Source organism: Dactylosporangium sp. NPDC051485 (assembly GCF_040682015.1).
Lineage (GTDB): Bacteria > Actinomycetota > Actinomycetes > Mycobacteriales > Micromonosporaceae > Dactylosporangium.
Genome location: NZ_JBFAZW010000016.1, coordinates 1 through 18,356, shown reverse-complemented (window position 1 = coordinate 18,356; position 18,356 = coordinate 1). Strand labels below are relative to the sequence as shown.

At 69.4% G+C, this 18,356-nt stretch carries 16 protein-coding genes; 7 read left to right on the top strand and 9 right to left on the bottom strand.

The features are described from left to right. Positions 1–162 precede the first annotated feature (162 nt). A complete protein-coding gene (locus AB0M46_RS11620; protein WP_363334969.1) occupies positions 163–1,044 on the bottom strand; it encodes an NmrA family NAD(P)-binding protein in 882 nt (293 codons plus the stop codon). A gap of 50 nt (positions 1,045–1,094) precedes the next feature. On the opposite strand from AB0M46_RS11620, the gene AB0M46_RS11615 reads away from it, so the two are divergent. After that, positions 1,095–1,802, top strand: a complete 708-nt coding sequence (locus tag AB0M46_RS11615) for a TetR/AcrR family transcriptional regulator (protein WP_363334967.1) — start codon at positions 1,095–1,097, stop codon at positions 1,800–1,802. Positions 1,803–1,910: 108 nt separating this feature from the next. Here the strand turns inward: AB0M46_RS11615 and AB0M46_RS11610 are convergent, their stop codons facing one another. The 6 genes from AB0M46_RS11610 to AB0M46_RS11585 all read right to left on the bottom strand — a co-directional run bounded on the left by AB0M46_RS11610 (position 1,911) and on the right by AB0M46_RS11585 (position 10,729). After that, entirely contained in the window at positions 1,911–2,792 is an 882-nt protein-coding gene (locus AB0M46_RS11610; RefSeq protein WP_363334965.1) for an HAD-IC family P-type ATPase, read from the bottom strand. Positions 2,793–2,968: 176 nt separating this feature from the next. Beyond that, positions 2,969–6,175, bottom strand: a complete 3,207-nt coding sequence (locus tag AB0M46_RS11605; protein ID WP_363334963.1) for a GH92 family glycosyl hydrolase — start codon at positions 6,173–6,175, stop codon at positions 2,969–2,971. A gap of 332 nt (positions 6,176–6,507) precedes the next feature. After that, positions 6,508–7,119, bottom strand: coding sequence for a superoxide dismutase (locus AB0M46_RS11600; RefSeq protein ID WP_363334961.1), 612 nt, complete (start codon positions 7,117–7,119; stop codon positions 6,508–6,510). Positions 7,120–7,316: 197 nt separating this feature from the next. Then, entirely contained in the window at positions 7,317–8,534 is a 1,218-nt protein-coding gene (locus tag AB0M46_RS11595; protein WP_363335159.1) for a hypothetical protein, read from the bottom strand. 260 nt (positions 8,535–8,794) lie between these two features. Further along, positions 8,795–9,601, bottom strand: a complete 807-nt coding sequence (locus AB0M46_RS11590; RefSeq protein WP_363334960.1) for a hypothetical protein — start codon at positions 9,599–9,601, stop codon at positions 8,795–8,797. Positions 9,602–9,772: 171 nt separating this feature from the next. Continuing rightward, on the bottom strand, positions 9,773–10,729 hold the full coding sequence (locus tag AB0M46_RS11585) for a zinc-dependent alcohol dehydrogenase family protein (RefSeq protein ID WP_363334958.1): 957 nt from the start codon (positions 10,727–10,729) through the stop codon (positions 9,773–9,775). A gap of 256 nt (positions 10,730–10,985) precedes the next feature. Here AB0M46_RS11585 and AB0M46_RS11580 point away from each other — a divergent pair, with 256 nt between their 5' ends. From AB0M46_RS11580 to AB0M46_RS11565, 4 genes are all read left to right on the top strand, one after another. After that, positions 10,986–11,324 (top strand): TraR/DksA C4-type zinc finger protein, encoded by a 339-nt coding sequence (locus AB0M46_RS11580; RefSeq protein ID WP_363334956.1) that lies wholly within the window; start codon positions 10,986–10,988, stop codon positions 11,322–11,324. Positions 11,325–11,861: 537 nt separating this feature from the next. Next, on the top strand, positions 11,862–12,125 hold the full coding sequence (locus tag AB0M46_RS11575) for a hypothetical protein (protein WP_363334955.1): 264 nt from the start codon (positions 11,862–11,864) through the stop codon (positions 12,123–12,125). Positions 12,126–12,788: 663 nt separating this feature from the next. Then, positions 12,789–13,595, top strand: a complete 807-nt coding sequence (locus AB0M46_RS11570) for a MerR family transcriptional regulator (protein WP_363334953.1) — start codon at positions 12,789–12,791, stop codon at positions 13,593–13,595. Between the two features lie 121 nt (positions 13,596–13,716). Beyond that, the gene (locus AB0M46_RS11565) at positions 13,717–14,133 is read left to right on the top strand and encodes a hypothetical protein (RefSeq protein ID WP_363334951.1); all 417 of its coding nucleotides are present in this window, start codon (positions 13,717–13,719) and stop codon (positions 14,131–14,133) included. Positions 14,134–14,323: 190 nt separating this feature from the next. Here AB0M46_RS11565 and AB0M46_RS11560 read toward each other — a convergent pair whose 3' ends face one another. Beyond that, a complete protein-coding gene (locus AB0M46_RS11560; RefSeq protein ID WP_363334949.1) occupies positions 14,324–14,905 on the bottom strand; it encodes an NAD(P)H-binding protein in 582 nt (193 codons plus the stop codon). Positions 14,906–14,959: 54 nt separating this feature from the next. Between AB0M46_RS11560 and AB0M46_RS11555 the strand changes: the two genes are divergently transcribed. Continuing rightward, on the top strand, positions 14,960–15,310 hold the full coding sequence (locus tag AB0M46_RS11555) for a helix-turn-helix domain-containing protein (RefSeq protein WP_363334947.1): 351 nt from the start codon (positions 14,960–14,962) through the stop codon (positions 15,308–15,310). A 312-nt stretch (positions 15,311–15,622) separates the two neighbouring features. After that, complete coding sequence (locus AB0M46_RS11550) at positions 15,623–18,034, top strand: family 20 glycosylhydrolase (RefSeq protein WP_363334945.1); 2,412 nt, start codon at positions 15,623–15,625, stop codon at positions 18,032–18,034. An 8-nt stretch (positions 18,035–18,042) separates the two neighbouring features. On the opposite strand, the gene AB0M46_RS11545 is transcribed toward AB0M46_RS11550, so the two are convergent. Continuing rightward, the gene (locus AB0M46_RS11545; RefSeq protein ID WP_363334943.1) at positions 18,043–18,165 is read right to left on the bottom strand and encodes a hypothetical protein; all 123 of its coding nucleotides are present in this window, start codon (positions 18,163–18,165) and stop codon (positions 18,043–18,045) included. Between the last annotated feature and the right edge of the window lie 191 nt (positions 18,166–18,356).

Below are 18,356 nucleotides of genomic sequence, written 5' to 3'. Positions count from 1 at the left end.
GCCGGCCGGAGATCCCACGCTGGCAGCGGTAGCCGATAACACACCAATTACATGACTTAGATAGGATTCCGGCAGCCCTTTCGGCGGGGGGCGTCGCACGTGCGTGCGACGCCCCCCGTGGCAACGCGCTCACCGCTGCAGAACGCCACGCTGGACTGAGTGTCAGCCGGCGGCCAGGAGGTGGGCGCGAATCGCCGCGGCGCCGGACTCGTTGAGCCAGTCGGCGAAGGTCCGCAACCCGGGATGGATTACCCGCAGCGCCTCGATGTCGGCGTGCCAGCGGTGGCCGGCCCGCCAGCGCTTTCTGGCCTCGGCGATGACCGGCCCGAGCGCCTCGGCCTCGTCGTCGGTGATCTGCTCGTAGCGGACCGGGATGCCGGTGGCCTCGCTGATCGCCGCGGCGGCCTCGACGGGAGTTGGCTGGTCGCCGGCCAGTTCCAGCGTGCGGCCGGCGAATCGTTCCGGTGCCGCGAGTGCCAGTGCCGTGAGGTCGGCGATGTCCTCCAACGCTACGACCTGCATGGGCTCGTGTGGCGGGAAGAGATGGCGGTGTATTCCGCCGGAGATGCCCTCGATACCCAGCATCCCGGTGCTGATGTAGTTGGTCATGAACCGCACCGGGCGCAGTACCGTCGGTAGCGCGATGGTGTCGAAGAGGTGTCGCTCGATGCGTACCTTTGCGGCCGATCCCGACGCGACGGTGCTGAAGACGACCTGCTCGACCCCGGCCGCGGCCGCGGCGTCGATCAACGCCCGTCCGCGCCTGACCTCGAGTTCGGTGTCGGGCCCGGAGGGGCTGATGGCGGTCGGTGGCATGGCGAACACGGCGGCGACGTCCTTGAAAGCGGGCGGCAGGCTCGCCGGATCGTCGAAATCGCCTTGCGCGAGCTCAGCGCCGGCCGCGGCGAGTGCCGCGGCGGATGCCGTCGCGGCTTTCCGTACGAGCACGCGCACCGGCCGCCCCTCGGCGAGCAGCCGCCGAGCGACCGAGCCGCCTTGCCTGCCGGTGGCGCCGGTGACCAGGACTGTGGTGGATACTGTCATAATGCGGAATGCTCCACCCGTTTCTGAGCGGCCGGCAAGGGTTACGTGACATGACCGCCACGCGTGCCGACGCCCTCCGGAACCGCGAGCTCGTGCTGCGCGCCGCGGCCCAGGCCTTCGCCGCCGAGGGGCTGGAGGTCCCGCTCGGCCGGATCGCCCAGCGCGCCGGCGTCGGTGCGGGCACGGTCTACCGGCATTTCCCGAGCAAGACGATCCTGGTCGAGGCGGTCTTCGCGCAGCACCTCGACGACCTGGTGTCGGCGGCCGCCCGGTGGGCCGCCCGGGCAACGCCCGGCGACGCGTTGCTCGGCTTTCTGTTCGAGGTGATCGAGAAATGCGCCCGGGGCAAGTACCTCTGCGACGCTCTGGTGGCCGACCGCAGCTGGCCGCACGCAACCTTCGCCGCGGCGGGCCGGAGGTTCGGTGAGGCGCTGGATCGCCTGCTGCACAACGCCAAGCGCGCCGGTGCGATCGATGCGAACCTGCATATTGAAGACTTGAACGCGCTGATCGCCGGCGGCGCGACGCTGTGTTCGGCCCACCCGAGCCGAGCTGGCGGCACGCGGCTCATCTGGCAACTCCTCAACAGCCTGCGGCGGCCCGGTGTCACGAAAAGCGCCGAGTTACGTGACGGTGAGCGTCCCGATTCGTGCGCCGAGTGCGGCAGCCCGCTGCACGTCAAGAACACCGGACGGCCGGCCCGCTACTGCTCTCCCGCGTGCCGCCAGCGCGCTCGCCGCCGTCGCATCACAAGCTGACCCGGGAACGCAGTGGTCCTTGTCCAGTTCGCGAGTCCAGATCTGCGCCATGCGGTACATCCCAGCCCGGCCGCTCGCCGGCCCAGGTGTCGGCGCAGGGCAGGCGGGTCACGACGTCTCACCGGCGGCTCGCCGCCATGCCCCGGCGGCGAGCAGGCGCAGCCCGTTGAGGCCGACGATGACGGTGGAGCCTTCGTGGCCGGCCACACCCAGCGGCAGCGGCAGATGTCCGAGGACATCCCAGAGCACGAGCACGGCGATGAACGTGGCGGCGATGGCGAGGTTGGCGATGACCAGGCGGCGGGCCCGCCGGGACAGGGCGATCATCGCGGGCAGGGTGGTCAGGTCGTCGCGGACCAGGACCACATCGGCGCTGTGCAGGGCGAGGTCGGAGCCGTGCCGGCCCATCGCCACGCCGAGGTGGGCCGCGGCGAGCGCGGGGGCGTCGTTGACGCCGTCGCCGACGAGCAGTACCCGCCGGCCGTGGTCCTGCAGCGCCCGGACCCGGTCGACCTTGTCAGCCGGCAATAGCCCGGCGTGTACGTCGGTGATGCCGGCCTCGGCGGCCAGCCGTCCGGCGGCGCCGGGGTTGTCGCCGGTCAGCAGCACCGGCGCGGTGCCGGTCAGCGTCGTCAGGGCGGTCACGGTGTCGGTTGCGCCCGGGCGGATCCGGTCGGCCAGGGCCAGCACCCCGGCCGGGGTGCCGTCGACGATGACCACCACCGCGGTGCGCCCGGCGCTCTCAGCGCCGTCGGCCGCTGCGCCGACGTGTGCCACGGGCCGGGTTCCGGCCAGGGCCGGGGACAATTCGCCGAGCAGCGCGGGGCTGCCCACCGCCACGGTATGGCCGTCGACGACTGCCCGTACGCCGCGACCCGGCGTGGAGACGAAAGCGTCGGCGACCGGCACGGCCAGGCCGTGGTCGCGGGCGGCGGTCAGGATCGCGGCGGCGACCGGGTGCTCGCTCGGGTGCTCGTGACTGGTGTTCAACGCGTTTTCGGGCCTCGGCGAGGGGCCGTGCGGTAGGGCACCGGCGGTGCCCTACCGCTGACCGACAAGGACCGCGTCGATCGCCGTACTCCGTGAGCTGCAACAACTGCTCACCGTTATCGCCGGCGCAGGCCAGACCTGCAAACGCCCATACGGCGACAAAACCTAACGGGGAATCATCCGATTGCGCGCAGTTCGTAGATGCGGGTCGCGGCGTCGCTCGTCTGGGTCGGCGTGCCCACCGTGAGCTTGACGTAGCGGCCCGAGGCGGTCACCGGGTGGGTGGTGTTCGCGGCCGTGTTGCCGGTGACGGTGACGACCCGGGTCCAGGTCGTACCGTCGTTGGACACGTCGATCGTGAACGCCTTGGTGTTGTAGTCGGCGGACTCGCCACCGGCCTGGGCGTGCGCGAGCTCGAAGCGGCTGATCGCCCTGGTCGCGCCGAGGTCAACCTGCAACCAGGCGCCGGCGACCGCGGAACAGAACTTGTCGCCGTTGCCGCCGGAGACGCTGCCGTTGACCGCCTTCTCCGGGCCCTCGCTCGCCGCGCACGCCGTCGAGCCGGTGGCGGGGCGGTTCAGCGCGAAGTTGGTCTGCGTGGCGCCGTACGCCTCCAGCTCGTAGATGCGCGTGGCCGTGTCCGACGTCTGCGTCGGCGTGGTCACGTTGAGCTTGACGTACCGCGCCGGCGTGGCCGCGATCTGGTGCATGGTCACGGGATCCGTGTTGTTCGTGACCGTCACCGGGGTCGTCCACGTGCTGCCGTCGGTGGAGAGCTGGATGTTGAACGCCTTGGTGTTGAAACCGGCCTGCTCGCCGCCGGCCCCGGCGTGCTTGACGACCAGCTTGTTCACCGTCTGCGTCGAGCCGAGGTCGACCTGCAGCCAGGACGGGCCGGCCGACGAGCAGAACTTGTCGGTGTTGCCGCCGGTGACGCTGCCGTTGACGGCCTTGTCCGGACCTTCGGTCGCGCCGCAGGCGGTGGACCCGGTCGCCGGCCGGCCCTGGGCCAGGTTCGTCTGCGGCGCCGGCGGCGTGGTGTGGTTCGCCGACGGGGGCTTGTCACCGGCGCCGGTCCCCCAGGCGCCCGGGGTGCCGGAGACGGTGTAGTCGAGGGCGGCGCCGTGTGCCACATCGGCCTGGGAGAGCCAGGTCCGGGTGAAGGCGGTGCCGCCGAGGCTCGCGGTGGCGATGTAGCGGTTCGCGTCGCTCACGCCGGGCGCGTTGATGGTGACGGTACCGCCCTGCTGGGACCCGAACGATCCGACGGTCACCTTCGCCGAGGGGAACTGGGGTGTGCTGAGGCCATAGAAGTTCGCGCCGCTCATGAGCGGGTACAGGCCGAGCGAGGTGAAGACGTACCACGCCGACATGGTGCCGAGGTCGTCGTTGCCGGTGACGCCGTTGGGGCCGTTGGCGAACAGCGTGTACGCCCCACGCAGTACCGTCGCCGTCTTGTAGGGCTGGCCGGTCCACAGGTACGTGTACGGCGCCAGCAGGTCCGGCTCGTTGTTCGGGTTGTACGTGGTGAAGCTGTAGTAGTCGTAGGCGCCGTTGACCCACGTGTTGTGCGCCGTGCCGGACAGGTCGGTCAGCAGGCTGTTGTAGCCGAAGAACTGGTCCAGCCGGGTGTTCGCCGCCGCCTGGCCGCCGAGCAGCGACACCAGGCCGTCGGGGTCCTGCGGGACGAGCCACTGGTACTGGTACGCCCCGGCCTCGTGGAACGTGTGCGCCCCGTCGGTCGGCGAGTACGTCGGCGCGAAGACCCCGTTGGCGTTGCGCGGGCGGAAGAAGCCGATCGAGGCATCGAAGAGGTTGCGGTAGTTCTGACCGCGCGCGGCGAGGGTGTCCGCGTCGGCGGTGTGGCCCAGCGCCCGGGCCATGATGGACAGGGCCGAGTCGGCCGCCGCGTATTCCAGCGTCGCCGAGCTCGGGTACTGGCAGTCGTGGTCGAACTGGCTGGAGGGGTTGCAGACCACGCCGGTGGGCACGTAGCCCAGCGCCGCGTAGTACGGGTTGCCGTTGCGGCCGTTGAGCCCGGTCGAGGCGGGCGGGGTGCCGAACGCGTTCTTGCGAAGCGCGGTGTAGAACTGCTCCTCGTAGCCGGACAGCAGCCCGCGCGACCACAGGTCGACGAGGAACGGGGTCACCGGGTCGCCGGTCATCGTGTTCGTCTCGGTGTTGTCCAGCGCCCATCGCGGCAGCCAGCCCAACTCCCGGTCGACGGCGAGCAGCGACAGCGCCGAGTCGCGGGCGACCTGCGGCTCCAGCAGGGCGACCAGCTGGTTCTGGGCGCGGTAGGTGTCCCACAGCGAGAACGTCTGGTACGGCGTGTACCCGGACGCGGTGTGCACGACGTTGTCGAAGCCGCGGTAGGTCCCGTCGACGTCACCGGCGAGGTTGGGGTGCAGCAGGGAGTGGTACAGCGAGGTGTAGAAGGCGACCTGCCGGTCGGTGGTGCCGCCGTCGACCTCCGCCTTGTGCAGCTTGGCGTTCCAGGTGTCGTGGGCGGCCTGGCGTACCGCGTCGAAGTTGAAGCCCGACGTCTCGGCGCCCAGGTTGGCCCGCGCCCCCGCCGGCCCGGTGTAGGAGAGCCCGACCTTCACGGTGACGGCCCGGTCGGAGCTGGTGTCGAAGCGCACCCAGCCGCCCTTGGCGCCGCTGCCCGACGACGCCCGCGAGCCGCTGGTGAACGTCGAGCCCGACCACGTCCCGAACGAGGCGAACGGGCGGCTGAACTGGGCGGTGAAGTACACCGTGTGCGCCGGCGAGGGGGCGCAGAAGCCGCTCACGGTCACCGAGCCCTCGACCGTGTCACTGCCCACAATGGACACCGACGAGTTGCTCGCTCCCTGCGCCTGCCCGCGCGCCTGCGCCGTGTTGAACAGCACGTTGGACTGGGTGCCGGCCGGGAAGGTGTACCGCTGCCAGCCGGTCCGCAGCGTGGCGGTGAGCTCGGCGGTCACGCCGCTTGCCAGCCCGAGCCGGTAGTAGCCCGGCGTGGCCTGCTCCTGGGCGTGGTTGAGCGGCTGCCCGTACGTGTTCGGGTCGTTCGTGCTGACGGCACCCACGGTGGGCATGAGCGGAATCTCCCCAGCGACGGGGCAGCCGACGCCGGACAGGTGCGTCTGGGAGAACCCCCAGACCTTGGCCTGGTCGTAGTTGTAGCCGGTCCCCCAGCCCGTGTCGGGGCTGACCTGCACCATCCCGAACGGCAGCGCCGCACCGGGAAACGTGTTCCCCTCCTTCTGCGTCCCGATCATCGGATTGACCAGGCTCGTCAGGTCGGCGGGGACGGCGGCCCTGGCGGGGGCGCCGACGGCGGTCACGGTGACGGCTGCGGCGCATGCCGCGGCCAGGATGTTCCACAGCAGCCTTCTCACGTCGCTCCGATCAGTCATCCGGTGAGTGGCCGCCGACCGCCGAAATCGACGCTCGTTGAGGTTCCCGTCAACAAGCAGGATTTGTCAATACTTGGCGTTTCCACCCCCAGCGGGGATACGGGCGGGGGATGCGCGCGCTGCGCAGTTCGTCGAGACGATCTTTCCGGAATCGCCGCCGCCCGTTGCCACAGTGGACAGATGCGCACCCAGAGCCGTTGCCACGTCGGAGGGCCTCGGCGCCGTCGAGGTCACCGCGCGCTCGTGCGGCGATGACCCCGGCGGCACGCTGGACCGCCTCGGCCGTGCGGGCCGGCGACGGTGCGCTCATCCGGCTACGCGGTCGGGCTTACGGTCGCGGCCGCGTAACGGGCCTGCACATCGGCCCAGTTCACGAGGTTCCAGAGCCGGTCGACGTAATCCGGGCGAACATTCTTGTACTGCAGGTAGTAGGCGTGTTCCCAGGCGTCGAAGACGAGCAGCGGCGTGGTGCCCTGCCCGACGTTGCCGTGATGGTCGTACACCTGCTCGACCAGGAGCCGCCGGCCCAGGGGTTCCCAGGCCAGGACGCCCCAGCCGGAGCCCTGCACGCCCTTCGTCGCCGTCGACAGCTGCCCGGCGAAGCCTTCGAAGGAGCCGAAGTGCTCGTCGATCGCGGCGGCGAGGTCGCCGTCGGGGCGGTCGCCGCCGTCCGGGGACAGGTTCCCCCAGAAGATCGAGTGCAGGACGTGGCCGGACAGGTTGAACGCCAGGGTCTTCTCCAGGCCGACGAGGGCGCCGAAGTCGCCCTTCTCCCGCAGCTCGGCCAGCTGGTCGAGGGCGTCGTTGCTGCCCTTGACGTAGGCGGCGTGGTGCTTGCTGTGATGCAGCTCCAGGATCTCCCCGGACATGGTGGGCTCGAGCGCGCCGTAGTCGTAGGGCAGGTCGGGCAGCGTGTAGACGGACATACGCGATCCTCTCAGGGTTCTGCAAGTCTGTTGTTTCTGCCATTATCTTGCAATAAGCCTTCGAGGTGATGCACAACGGAGCGTGATGCAGACCGCAGAGCAACACATTGCCGACGCGATCACGGCCATCCGCGCCCCAGCATGCAGCGGGTCCGCATCTATGAGTGCGGACCCGCTGCCGGCAGACCGTTGCTGCGTCAGACCCCGTCGAACGTGTTCAGCGTGTGCATCAGGCTGGTCACCGCGGATGCGCAGTCCGCCTGGGCGGGGTTCGACGCGCGCAGAGCGGTGAGCACGGCGTCGATCTGGTCGTCGAGCTGGTGCCACTTGGTGGCGTCGCGCGGTTTGAGCCCGGCCTCGGCGTCGTCCCAGGCCACCTCGAGATCCTTGACGCGGGTTTTGGCACCCGCGAGGTCGTTCTTGGAGACCTTGGCCTGAACGTCGGCGACGATCACCGCGAACTTGCTGAGATTGCCCAGTTTGGTCGTCGGGTGCGGTTGCCGGGCCGCGGTGGAGGCGCCCGGCGCGCCCGTCGTGACCGCGTCCGGCGCAACGTCGGCCTGGGTATCCGTGCCCGGCTGCGATCCCTGCGCCATGCTGAGCCCGAAACCGACGACGGCAACGGCCAGGGCGGCCGCACCGGCCCACGCAAGGTCCTGACCGCGGCCGACACGCGGCCCCGCCCCCTTCTCGGCGACACCGTGGCGGTTGACCAGCAGCTGTTCGCGCACGACGAGCACGACAATGGCCGCCACAAACAGCAGGCTCGTGGCGCTCGCGCCCAGGGCCAGCCCGCCGAGGTCCTTGTCCTGCGTGAGCAGGTCGCCGAGTGAGGCGCCGAGCGGCCGGGTGAGCACGTACGCGATCCAGAACGTCAGCACCTGGCCCGCGCCGAGGCGCAACGCGATCCACGTCGCGAGGATCAGACCGCCGAAGATCAGCGTGCCGTTGCGGAAGCCGAGGTTGAGCGCCTCGGTGGCGAAGTCGCCGGCGGCGGTCCCGAGCGCGAACGTGGTCAGGATCGCCGCCCAGTAGAAGCCTTCCCGGCGGCGCGTGTTGATCGAGGCGATCGCGAGCGTGCGCTCCTGCCGGTACCAGATCGCGAACACGACCACGAGCGTGACCGAGAAGACGGCGGTACTGACGGCGAGCGGCACGCCCAGGGTGTCGGTGAAGAAGTCGGTGAGCTGGGTGCCGAAAATGCTGACCAGCACCACGCAGAGCCAGAAGATCCAGGGCGTGTAGCTACGGGTCCGCAACTGCACGACAAGCGCGGTCACCAGCAGGACGAACATGATTGCGTCGGTCATCGCGGGACCGAGGCCGACATTCACGGTCAGGTAGTCCGCGAACGTCTCTCCGATCGTCGTGGACAGCACTTTGATGACCCAGAACGTGGCGGTGATCGCGGGCACCTTGGTCTGCCAGCCACGCGTATGCACCAGCTTGTTGGCGGTAACGGACACAGCTCTCCCTCACGACTCCGCTCAGGCGTCAAATCCATAGAATTCGGTGGAAACGTACGCCAATCGTCCTGAAATCTCGCTGAAGAGATGTGTCACGGGTCGTCGGCGGATCGTTGGGAGCTGGGTGCATCGCGGGCCGCACGCACGATCCTCGAAGCCGGGGCGACAATCCCCGGCCTGTCGCGCTGGCGCGCATGGCTACCCGCGGCTCAGCGGTCGGTGGGCTCGATGTCGGCGCGGGAGATGGCCAGGTAGGCGACCAGGATGATGATGAGCACGGCCCAGGCAGCGGTCACCGGGCCGGTTCCCAGGCCCAGGCCGCCGCGGTCGTGCGAGACGCCCATCCAGTCCGCGAAGGAGGCACCGAGCGGGCGGGTGATCACATACGCGGTCCAGAATGCGGCGACGGCGCTCAGCGTGCCGGTCCGGAAGGCGAGCGCCGGCAACACGATCGCGGCGGCGAAGATGATGCCGGACAGCAGGTAGCCCCAGCCGAACGTCATGGCCGTCAGGTCGCCGGCGGCCGTGCCCAGTGCGAAGGTGGCCAGCACGGTGGCCCAGTAGAAGAACTCGCGGCGCGGCGTGGTGATGCTGTGGATGGACAGGGTGCGTTCGCTGGCGTACCAGACGACGAGGACGGCGGCGAGCGCGATCGCGAAGCCGATCGTGGAGACCAGGTACGGCACGCCCAGGCCGACATGCAGGACGTCGGCCGCCATGGTGCCGAAGACGCTCACCATGATGACGGCGAACCAGTACACGCCGGCCAGGTAACGGCGCATCCGGAACTGCAGGGCCAGCGCCGCAGCGAGGCCGAGGCCGCCGAGGCCGACGGCCACCGGCGGCGCGACGGTGTGCGCCAGGAAGTCTGAGGCCGTCTCGCCCATGCCGGTCGTCAGCACCTTGATGATCCAGAAGAGGGCGGTGACCTGCGGTACCTTGGCCAGCCGGGACCGGGCGCCGGTGGATGCGGACTCATCGGTGAGGACGGCGCCTGGCTGCCACGCTGAAGTCATGCGCGCCAGATTGGCGGCGCGACACTGAGAGATCGCTGAACTCACGGGCCAGCTGGCTGTGTGCGCCGCAAACCGTCGAATCACTCGACGTGGGCGACCGCGTCGTTGCCGGACCGGGATCTTCCAAACCGATGCGATCAGCGTCAGGACCCGGACACGGAGCAGCCGTTGTCAGGCCTCTGGCGTGAGGAGCACCTTGCCCTGTTTGCCGGTGGACTCGGCCTGTGTGACGGCCGAGGTGATGTCGGCGAGCGGATACCGGCGTCCAGGCTCGGTTTCGAGGACGCCCTCTCGGACCAGGTCGGCCAGGGCGGCGGTCAGCTTGTCGCGGGCTGCTCTGTCGAGCCTGGGCAGCCAGTAGCCGAGCCAGAACACTTCCACGACGCGGCGTCCGGCCAGGGTGTACCGCGGATCGTCGCCCACCAGGATCGGCTCGCCGGTGAGCGAGCCGTACACCAGCATCCGGCCCTCCTCATGCAGCGCCTTGAACATCTGCGTGCCCGTTGCTCCGGCGACCGGGTCAACCGCGTACCGGACGCCTTCGGGACCAGCAATCTCGCGGACCTGCTCGTCGATCGGCCCGTCGGCGGCCACGATCACGGCATCCGCTCCGAGCGCCTGCAGTTCGGCGACCGATTCCCGGCGCCGAACGACATTGATCGTCCGGACGCCGTCGCGCTGGGCAAGCCGGATCATCATTCGCCCGATCTGGGAGCCGGCCGCCGACTGCAGCAACCATTGCCCTCGCGGAACGGCCAGCACATGGCGAAGCATGAGAACCGCCGAAGCCGGGTTGACGACCATTGATGCGGCCTGCTCGTCAGGAACGTCGGCGGCCACCGGAATCAGATCGCCCGCGGGAACTACCGCGTAGTCGGCCCAGTTGCCGCCCTGGCCGTTCACGACGGATACCCGCTGGCCCGGAGCAAGATTTCCGGCTCCCGGGCCGAGCGCGTCGACGACCCCGACTCCTTCAAAGCCGGCCGGCGCCGGGAATCGCGCTTCGACTCCCGAGTACAGCCCGCGGACGAACAGCAAGTCGGATGGGTTGACCGGCGTCGCCAGCATGCGAACCCGTGCCTCGCCCTGCCCCGGCTCAGGGACGGGGCGCTCTTCGAGCGTCAGCACGCTAGCAGGCTCACCATATTGACTGAAGCGAATCGACCTCATGACCGTCGAGTCCTTCCTCTGCCGTCAAGGTGCACCGTGATCAGCTGGGCCGCCCGAGCGCGCTGTACCGGATCGGGCCCAGTCCGTTGCGAGGCGCGCTGCCGGAGATACGGACCTTCCCGATGCCGCGAAGGGTAAACCGAGGCCCGGCCGCGTGCGTCCGATCCTGGCGACAAGCTCGCTACCCGGTGACTAGCGAAAGTACCGTAGAACAGTGACCGACGACGGTACTCGTGCCGCGCTGGAGCAGTTGCGTTCAGCCGTCGCCGACGAGGTACACGGGCTCGAGGCGGACCTGCACGCCGTGTTCGAGGCGAGCCAGGACTCCAACGCCGACGACGAGCACGATCCCGAGGGCAGCACGATCGCCTACGAGCGCGCGCAGCTCACGGCCGTGCTGGCCGCGGCCCGCCGCCGGCTGGCCGACCTGGACGAGGCATTGGCGCGTCTGGACTCCGGCGCCTACGGCATCTGCGAGCGCTGCGGGCGTCCGATCCCCGCCGGCCGTCTTGCCATCCGCCCGTTTGCTCGCACCTGCGTCACCTGCGCATGAACCCACCGGGGCGCTCCTGCTGATGCGTCGTCGTCCTGGTGCCCCTCGATGGCAGGGCGTGTCACCCGTCAGGCGGTGCCCGATCGACCGCCGCCTGCACCACATCTACCTGCCGGTCCTCGGCGCGCTCGGCATACGTGCTGGCTCTGCTCCATCTGGGCGGTCGGGACGGGCAAGCGATGGGCCCGCGGCGTCGTGACCCTGGTGGTCGCGCTCAGTGCGGGCGTCGCCCTGTTCAACCTGCCTGGGACACCGGCCGCCGCCGCTGCTCGGCCGGGTCGGGATGGCGCCGCGCCTGGCCGGACTCCTGGCCGTCGCGCTGCTGTGGAGCACGCACCGGCATCGCGGGTGTGACAGCATTCGCGGCCTCCGGCCTCCGGTGAGGGTGATCCGGCTTGAGGCGGGGATACCCGCTAGCAGGTATCCCCGGGTGCGGAAACCCGCAGCCGGGGAATCCCGCTGGCGGCGAGGTGGTCACGCACCGGTGCGAGAGAGCGTGGAGTTAGCCACCCACACCCCCAGGAGCAGGTGATCCCCATGACGACCCGCACGGTTGAGTTCGACCCGGTGGCGTCCATGGCGCTGTTCGTCTCCGATACCCCCAGGACCCGCGAGCTGGACGACGCGACGGTTCGCCAGACCGTTGACCGCACGCTGGAGCAGCTCGGGCCGGACGAGTGCTACGCCCGGGCCGCGCAGGAGTTCGGCGACCACCCCGAAACCGCGTTCGATCGCATCCAGTGGGCGCGCGAGCTCTGCAGCCGCGCAATGACCCCCGAACTCGTCGGCGCAGCCGCCTGAGAAACTCGGGTCGACCGAGACGCGCCGGGCTGCAAACGGTTCGCCAGCTCACGGCGAGCTGGCGCACCGCCCACCGTCCTGAACGAAGCCCGGCCATCGCAGAAGACCTCGACCCTACCCAGCAACCGGACTCACCCACCACTACACCCCCAATTCGGGAAAAGCTTGACACGGCATGGGGCCACGAGTTGACTTGTGACTATGGGACCGGCCTCAGCCGAAGAACACGAACCGGTCGCCCGGTCGAATGGGGCTGACCGCCAGATTGTCGTTCCATGGTGGTACTACGCGATAACCGGATTCATCGCAGGCACCGCAGTCGCGGCAGCCGCTCTTCTGCCGCAACAGATCGCGGGCATCTCTCTCGTCGCTGCAGCCCTATTTTTGGGAGTGATGAGCCGTATCGCGGCGAAAGCCTCGGGAACTCGTCTGCCTATTCCGGCCAGCGCTGCCGGCGTCGGTTATCTGGTAGCCCTAGCGGTCGTGATGATCGGGTCCTTGATCGTTGCATGGACCGTGGTGCGCCCTGACGGTCCTTCCTGGCTCGCCTGGATGCTTGCCACTGTCGTGCTTGTGGTCGCACTCAGCGGGACATGGGTGGCTAAGAGGTCGCACAAATAGGGAGCTTGACCTCGCCCCAAGGGAATGGCCCAGGCTGGGCGGGTGAACGATGCGGACCTCATGCTGCCCGGCGAGTTCGGCGCAGCGACCCGGCTGTCATCGAAGGCGCTGCGACTCTATGCCGAGCAGGGCCTTCTGGTGCCGGCCGGCATCGATCCGGCCACCGGCTACCGCCGCTATCACCGTGACCAGATTCCCCGCGGTCGGCTGATCGCCCGGCTGCGCACCGTGGATCTGCCGCTGGCGCGGATCGCCACGCTGATCGAGCTGAGCCCGCAAGGTCGCCAGGCCGAACTGCGCGCGTGGCTGGCCGCCCAGGAGGCTCAATTGCGGCGCCGGCGTGAGCTGATCGAGGCCCTCGACTGTGCCGCTGCACCGACCACCGCCCCTCCGAGACTGCGAGTGAGGCCACCACGCAAGCTGTTGTGCCAGGAACGGCGCGTGCACATCGGCGAGCTCGACACCTTCGTCACCGAAGCGCAGCGACGCATCCGCGGCCGGCTGCAGGCGACCGGCCTGCCGCACGACGGGCCAACGTTGGTGCACTTCCACGGATTCGTCACCCACGACAGCGACGGACCCGTCGAGGTCGCGGTGCCGTTCACCGGCTCCATTGAACCCGTCGATGACCTGCGAGTCCGGCTGTCGCCGGCCGGCACCGATGTCTACCTGCCGGTCGCCGAAGCCGATGCCCGGTTCCCCGACATCCTGCGCGCCTACGAGACGTTGGAGGCATGGATCGACGCGAACCGTCTGGTCAGCCTCGCCAGCCCGGTCGAGATCCGGCCCGGCACCGGCGGCGCGCTGCTCGACGTCACCTACCCCATCTCGACCAGCGAAAGAAGCTGAAGCATGCACCCGTACATCGGTTCCGGGCCCTACTGCTACGCCAACTCGCTGGCCATGGCCCTCGGCCCCACGGCCCCCTCCCCCCGACACGATCACCTTCTACCACGCCGAGCCGTACACGATGCGCGGCGACTTCCAGCGGGTCCGCGAGATCACCACCGAGGCAGCGCTGCGCGCGGCCCTGCCCGGCGCGGTCGCCTGGCTGCGCGGGCGCGACGTCCTCGCCGCGCCGCCCGGCACCATCGGCGGCAGCGCCGCGGTGCGCCGCCTCGCTGACCTGGTTACCGTCGGGCTTGACCCCGAGACACACGATCACCTGACGCATTTCGCGATCCGGGTCGGCGCTCGCCGGCTCGCCGACGCCGCCGCCGCGCTCACCAGCATCGGCCGCGACGAAGCCGCCGTCATCGCTACCCGGCAAGCCCGGCTGGTCGGCAGCCTCCAGCACGACCTCGTCAACGGACACACGGAATCCGCCGCCCAGACGTTGCAGCAGCTCGCGCCGGCCTATGACCAACTGGCCGCCGCGCTCAGCTGACACCACGGCGCCACGAGCGCCCGGCCGACGGTAGCCGCCAACCACGACAGACTGGGCTGACGCCGGCCACACCGGCACGCCGCCCACCAGAGGCCGCCAGCGCCCGAGCCGGCCCCCTCCGCCCCCGAGCCACGTACGGCCGGGCGCCGAGACGCGGTCGATGGAGCCGAACCAGCGCAGCTTCTACGAGCTAACTTGCCACCCCGATGTGCGTTTGACGGAACTGTGCGCGCTCGGCCTCATCGATCAGGGCGCGGGCATGGTCGGCGTAGGTGATGCGCTGTGTCAGATCGCCGGGCGCGAGGTGGTACACGCCGGTGGGCTTGCTCTCGAGGTCGAAGTTGCCCGATGGGCTGACCGCGACCCATGCAAGGTCGCAACGGCGCAGGATGTCCAGGGCCGTACGGTGGGCCAGCGAGAAGGGCCGAAACTCGGGTGGGAACCCGACCGTGTCCATGACGGGCACACCACTTGCATCGGGCAGCAGCGACGCGAGACCGACCCAGACGAGACGGCTGACCCCCGCCTCCTTCAACCCCGCGACGAGGCTCTCCGCCGCCGCGCGGAAGAACACGGCGGGATCGGCAGTGGCATCAGCTGCAGCCGCGATCGCCACGTCGTGCCCCGCGGCCGCTCTGGCCACCGCGGCAGGATCCGTGACATCCGCCGCGGACCGCACGAGGGGCGTAACCTCATGACCGCGTGCCCTCGCCTCGACAACAGCGGCGCCGCCAGCCTTGCCGCCCGCTCCAAAAACAACCATCTTCAGCATGGCGACGACCATAGGCCGGGTCATGGTTACCAATCGGGTACCTATCCTCGACCTATGAGCCGCCCGGAGCCTGACATGTTCGATGAGCTGTGCCCTTCCTCGTTCCTGCCGGTAAGGATGGGTCACAAGTGGGCGCCGCTTGTCATGCGGTTACTGGAGGCGACGCCCCTCCGGTTCGGCGAACTGCGCGTCGCGCTACACCGGACAAGCCCCAAGGAACTCACCCGCGCCCTGCGCACTCTTGAACGCGATGGCTTCGTATCACGCACGGCGGCCAGCCGCGTCGTCACCTACGAGCTGACACCACTCGGCCGGAGCCTGCTCGGCCCCCTCAAGGTTGTCTACGAGTGGACAGCGGAGCACTGGGACGAACTCCTTGACGCCCGTGATCCCGTTCAGGCGTAACGACATCTCACGGTTACCCACGCTTGACGGAAGGCCGCGCATGTGCGGAAAGCCGACGTGATGGGGCCCCACGACTCCATCGGCCCCGGCACGGTCGGTCACCGTAGGTAGTCGACGGTCCTCCTTCTTCGCGACGATCGGGGGCTGAACGTGCGCTATTGGCGGCATGACGGTGCTCGCGAGGTGCCCTGTTGTATTCCCAGCACGGCTGGGAGGAGCTCGGAGGGAGATGATTCCCTTGACACTTTCCCGCGCGGGACATAGCGTGCCGTCAAATTAACAGCAAACTTAACAGTTTCGCTGGAGGATGCCGTGCACCGTTCCCCCCGTACCCTTCTGCTCGCCTCCGCCGTGGCCATCGCGACCGCCGCCACCGGCGCCGCCATGCTGCTGGCTGCCTCCCCGGCCAGCGCCGCGGTGAGCCTCTCCGATGTCGTCCCCGCACCGGTGTCGGCGCAGCCCGCGGCCGGCGTGACCTATACGCTGCCGTCGGACGCCGCGATCCAGACCGCGGCCGGCGCCACCGACGTCGGCAACTACCTCGCCGGCATCCTCCGCCCGTCGACCGGCTACGCGCTGCCGGTCTCCACCACGACCGGCACGCCGACGAGCGGCATCGCACTGCTGCTGTCCGGCGCCGACCCGAGCGTGGGCGCCGAGGGCTATCAGCTCGACGTGACCGCCGCCGCCGTCACGCTCCGCGCGCAGACCGCGTCCGGACTGTTCCACGGGGTGCAGACGCTGCGGCAGCTGCTACCGGCGACGGTCGAGGCGAAGACCGTCCAGAGTGGACCGTGGACGGTCACCGGCGGCCGGATCGTCGACTACCCGCGCTACGGGTACCGCGGCGCGATGCTCGACGTGTCGCGGCACTTCTTCGCCCCCGACGTGGTGAAGCGGTACATCGACGAGATCGCGCAGTACAAGATCAACACCTTGCATCTGCACCTCTCCGACGACCAGGGCTGGCGCATCGTGATCGACGCCTGGCCGCGGCTGGCGACCGTCGGCGGCAGCACCCAGGTCGGCGGCGGCGCGGGCGGCTACTACACCAAGGCGCAGTACTCCGACATCGTCTCGTACGCGGCGTCCCGGCAGATCACGATCGTGCCTGAGATCGACATGCCCGGACACACCAACGCGGCGCTCGCCTCCTACGCCGAGCTCAACTGCAACAACACGGCCCCCGCGCTGTACACCGGCACCAACGTCGGGTTCAGCTCGTTCTGCGTGAGCAAGGAGGTCACGTACACGTTCGTGCAGCAGGTGCTCAGCGAACTGGCCGCCATCACCCCTGGGCCGTATCTGCACATCGGCGGCGACGAGGCGTCGAGCACGCCGGCGGCGGACTACCGCACCTTCATCAACCGCATCCAGCCGTACGTCGGCAACGCGGGCAAGACCGTGATCGGCTGGCACCAGATCGGGCAGACCGACCACACCGCGAACCGGGTCGCGCAGTTCTGGGGCACCGGCACCTCCGACGCGGACCTCAGCTCGGCCGTGAGCAAGGGCGACAAGGTCCTGCTGTCGCCGGCGAACAAGACGTACATCGACATGAAGTACACCAACCAGACCACGCTCGGCCAGACGTGGGCCGGCCTGATCGAGGTGCAGACCGCCTACAACTGGGACCCGGGCGCCTACCTCTCCGGCGTGCCGGCCAGCGCGATCATCGGCGTCGAGGCTCCACTGTGGACCGAGACGATCACCAAGCTGGCCGACATCGAGTACATGGCGTTCCCGCGGCTGCCCGCCATCGCCGAGCTGGCATGGTCGCCGCAGGCCGCGCGCAACTGGGACACCTTCAAGGTGCGGCTCGGCGCGCAGGGTCCACGGTGGACGGTGCAGGGGATCAACTACTACAGCTCGCCGCAGGTCCCGTGGGGCACGCAGCAGACGACGCGCAGCGCGTACACCCGGATCGAGACCGAGAGCTTCACCAGCCAGTCCGGCACGCAGACCGAGACCACCACCGACACCGGCGGCGGTCAGGACGTCGGCTACATCTCGCCCGGTGACTGGCTCGCCTACACCAACGTCGACTTCGGCGCGGCCTCGCCGGCCTCGGTCACGACGCGGCTGGCCTCGGGCGGGTCCAGCGGCACCATCCAGTACCGCCTGGACTCCACCACCGGCCCGATCATCGCCAGCGTCCCCGTCACCTCCACCGGCGGCTGGCAAACCTGGACCAGCACCACCACCAACCTGTCCGGCTCAGCCACCGGCGTGCACACCGTGTACCTCACCTTCACCGGCACGGCAGGCGCAGACTTCGTCAACCTCAACTGGCTGCAGTTCAACGCCGGCAGCACGCTGCCCAACGCGTACACCCAGATCCAGGCGGAGAGCTTCACCAGCCAGTCCGGCACCCAGACCGAGACCACCACCGACACCGGCGGCGGCCAGGACGTCGGCTACATCTCGCCCGGCGACTGGCTCGCCTACACCAACGTCGACTTCGGCACCCCGACCGCGGCGTCGGTGACCACGCGGCTGGCCTCCGGCGCGTCCAGCGGCACCATCCAGTACCGCCTGGACTCCACCACCGGCCCGATCATCGCCAGCGTCCCCGTCACCTCCACCGGCGGCTGGCAAACCTGGACCAGCACCACCACCAACCTGTCCGGCTCAGCCACCGGCGTCCACACCGTGTACCTCACCTTCACCGGCACGGCAGGCGCAGACTTCGTCAACCTCAACTGGTTCCAGTTCAACCGATAGCGCCTGTTTCACGCTGTACGGCCCGGCCTGCGCGCGACCAGGATGTCGCGCTGGATGGACTGGTCCACGCGGCGACGGAACGCGTCGTAGGGTGCGTCATCGAGCACCTCGAGGCCGGCGGCGGCGAGCACGCCGCCGGCCTCCTCTACGGCCGCGGGTGCGCGCTCATCGAGCTTTCCGACCGTATAAGGATCGCGGCCACGGACGGTGATCCGGTGCGCACATCTGGTTCCCCTCTAGGTCAAGGGGTCTTCGCAAGATTCTTCCGGGTTGTTCTAGCCTTGTTGGTGGCGGGTCCGGGCTGTGACTTGTCCGAAGTGGC

What these genes read in the sequence shown, in the direction of transcription:
- AB0M46_RS11620 (WP_363334969.1), bottom strand. Translation starts at nt 1,044, where the DNA reads ATGACAGTATCCACCACAGTCCTGGTCACCGGCGCCACCGGCAGGCAA.
- AB0M46_RS11615 (WP_363334967.1), top strand. Translation starts at nt 1,095, where the DNA reads ATGACCGCCACGCGTGCCGACGCCCTCCGGAACCGCGAGCTCGTGCTG.
- AB0M46_RS11600 (WP_363334961.1), bottom strand. Translation starts at nt 7,119, where the DNA reads ATGTCCGTCTACACGCTGCCCGACCTGCCCTACGACTACGGCGCGCTC.
- AB0M46_RS11590 (WP_363334960.1), bottom strand. Translation starts at nt 9,601, where the DNA reads ATGACTTCAGCGTGGCAGCCAGGCGCCGTCCTCACCGATGAGTCCGCA.
- AB0M46_RS11575 (WP_363334955.1), top strand. Translation starts at nt 11,862, where the DNA reads ATGACGACCCGCACGGTTGAGTTCGACCCGGTGGCGTCCATGGCGCTG.
- AB0M46_RS11565 (WP_363334951.1), top strand. Translation starts at nt 13,717, where the DNA reads ATGCGCGGCGACTTCCAGCGGGTCCGCGAGATCACCACCGAGGCAGCG.
- AB0M46_RS11560 (WP_363334949.1), bottom strand. Translation starts at nt 14,905, where the DNA reads ATGCTGAAGATGGTTGTTTTTGGAGCGGGCGGCAAGGCTGGCGGCGCC.
- AB0M46_RS11555 (WP_363334947.1), top strand. Translation starts at nt 14,960, where the DNA reads ATGAGCCGCCCGGAGCCTGACATGTTCGATGAGCTGTGCCCTTCCTCG.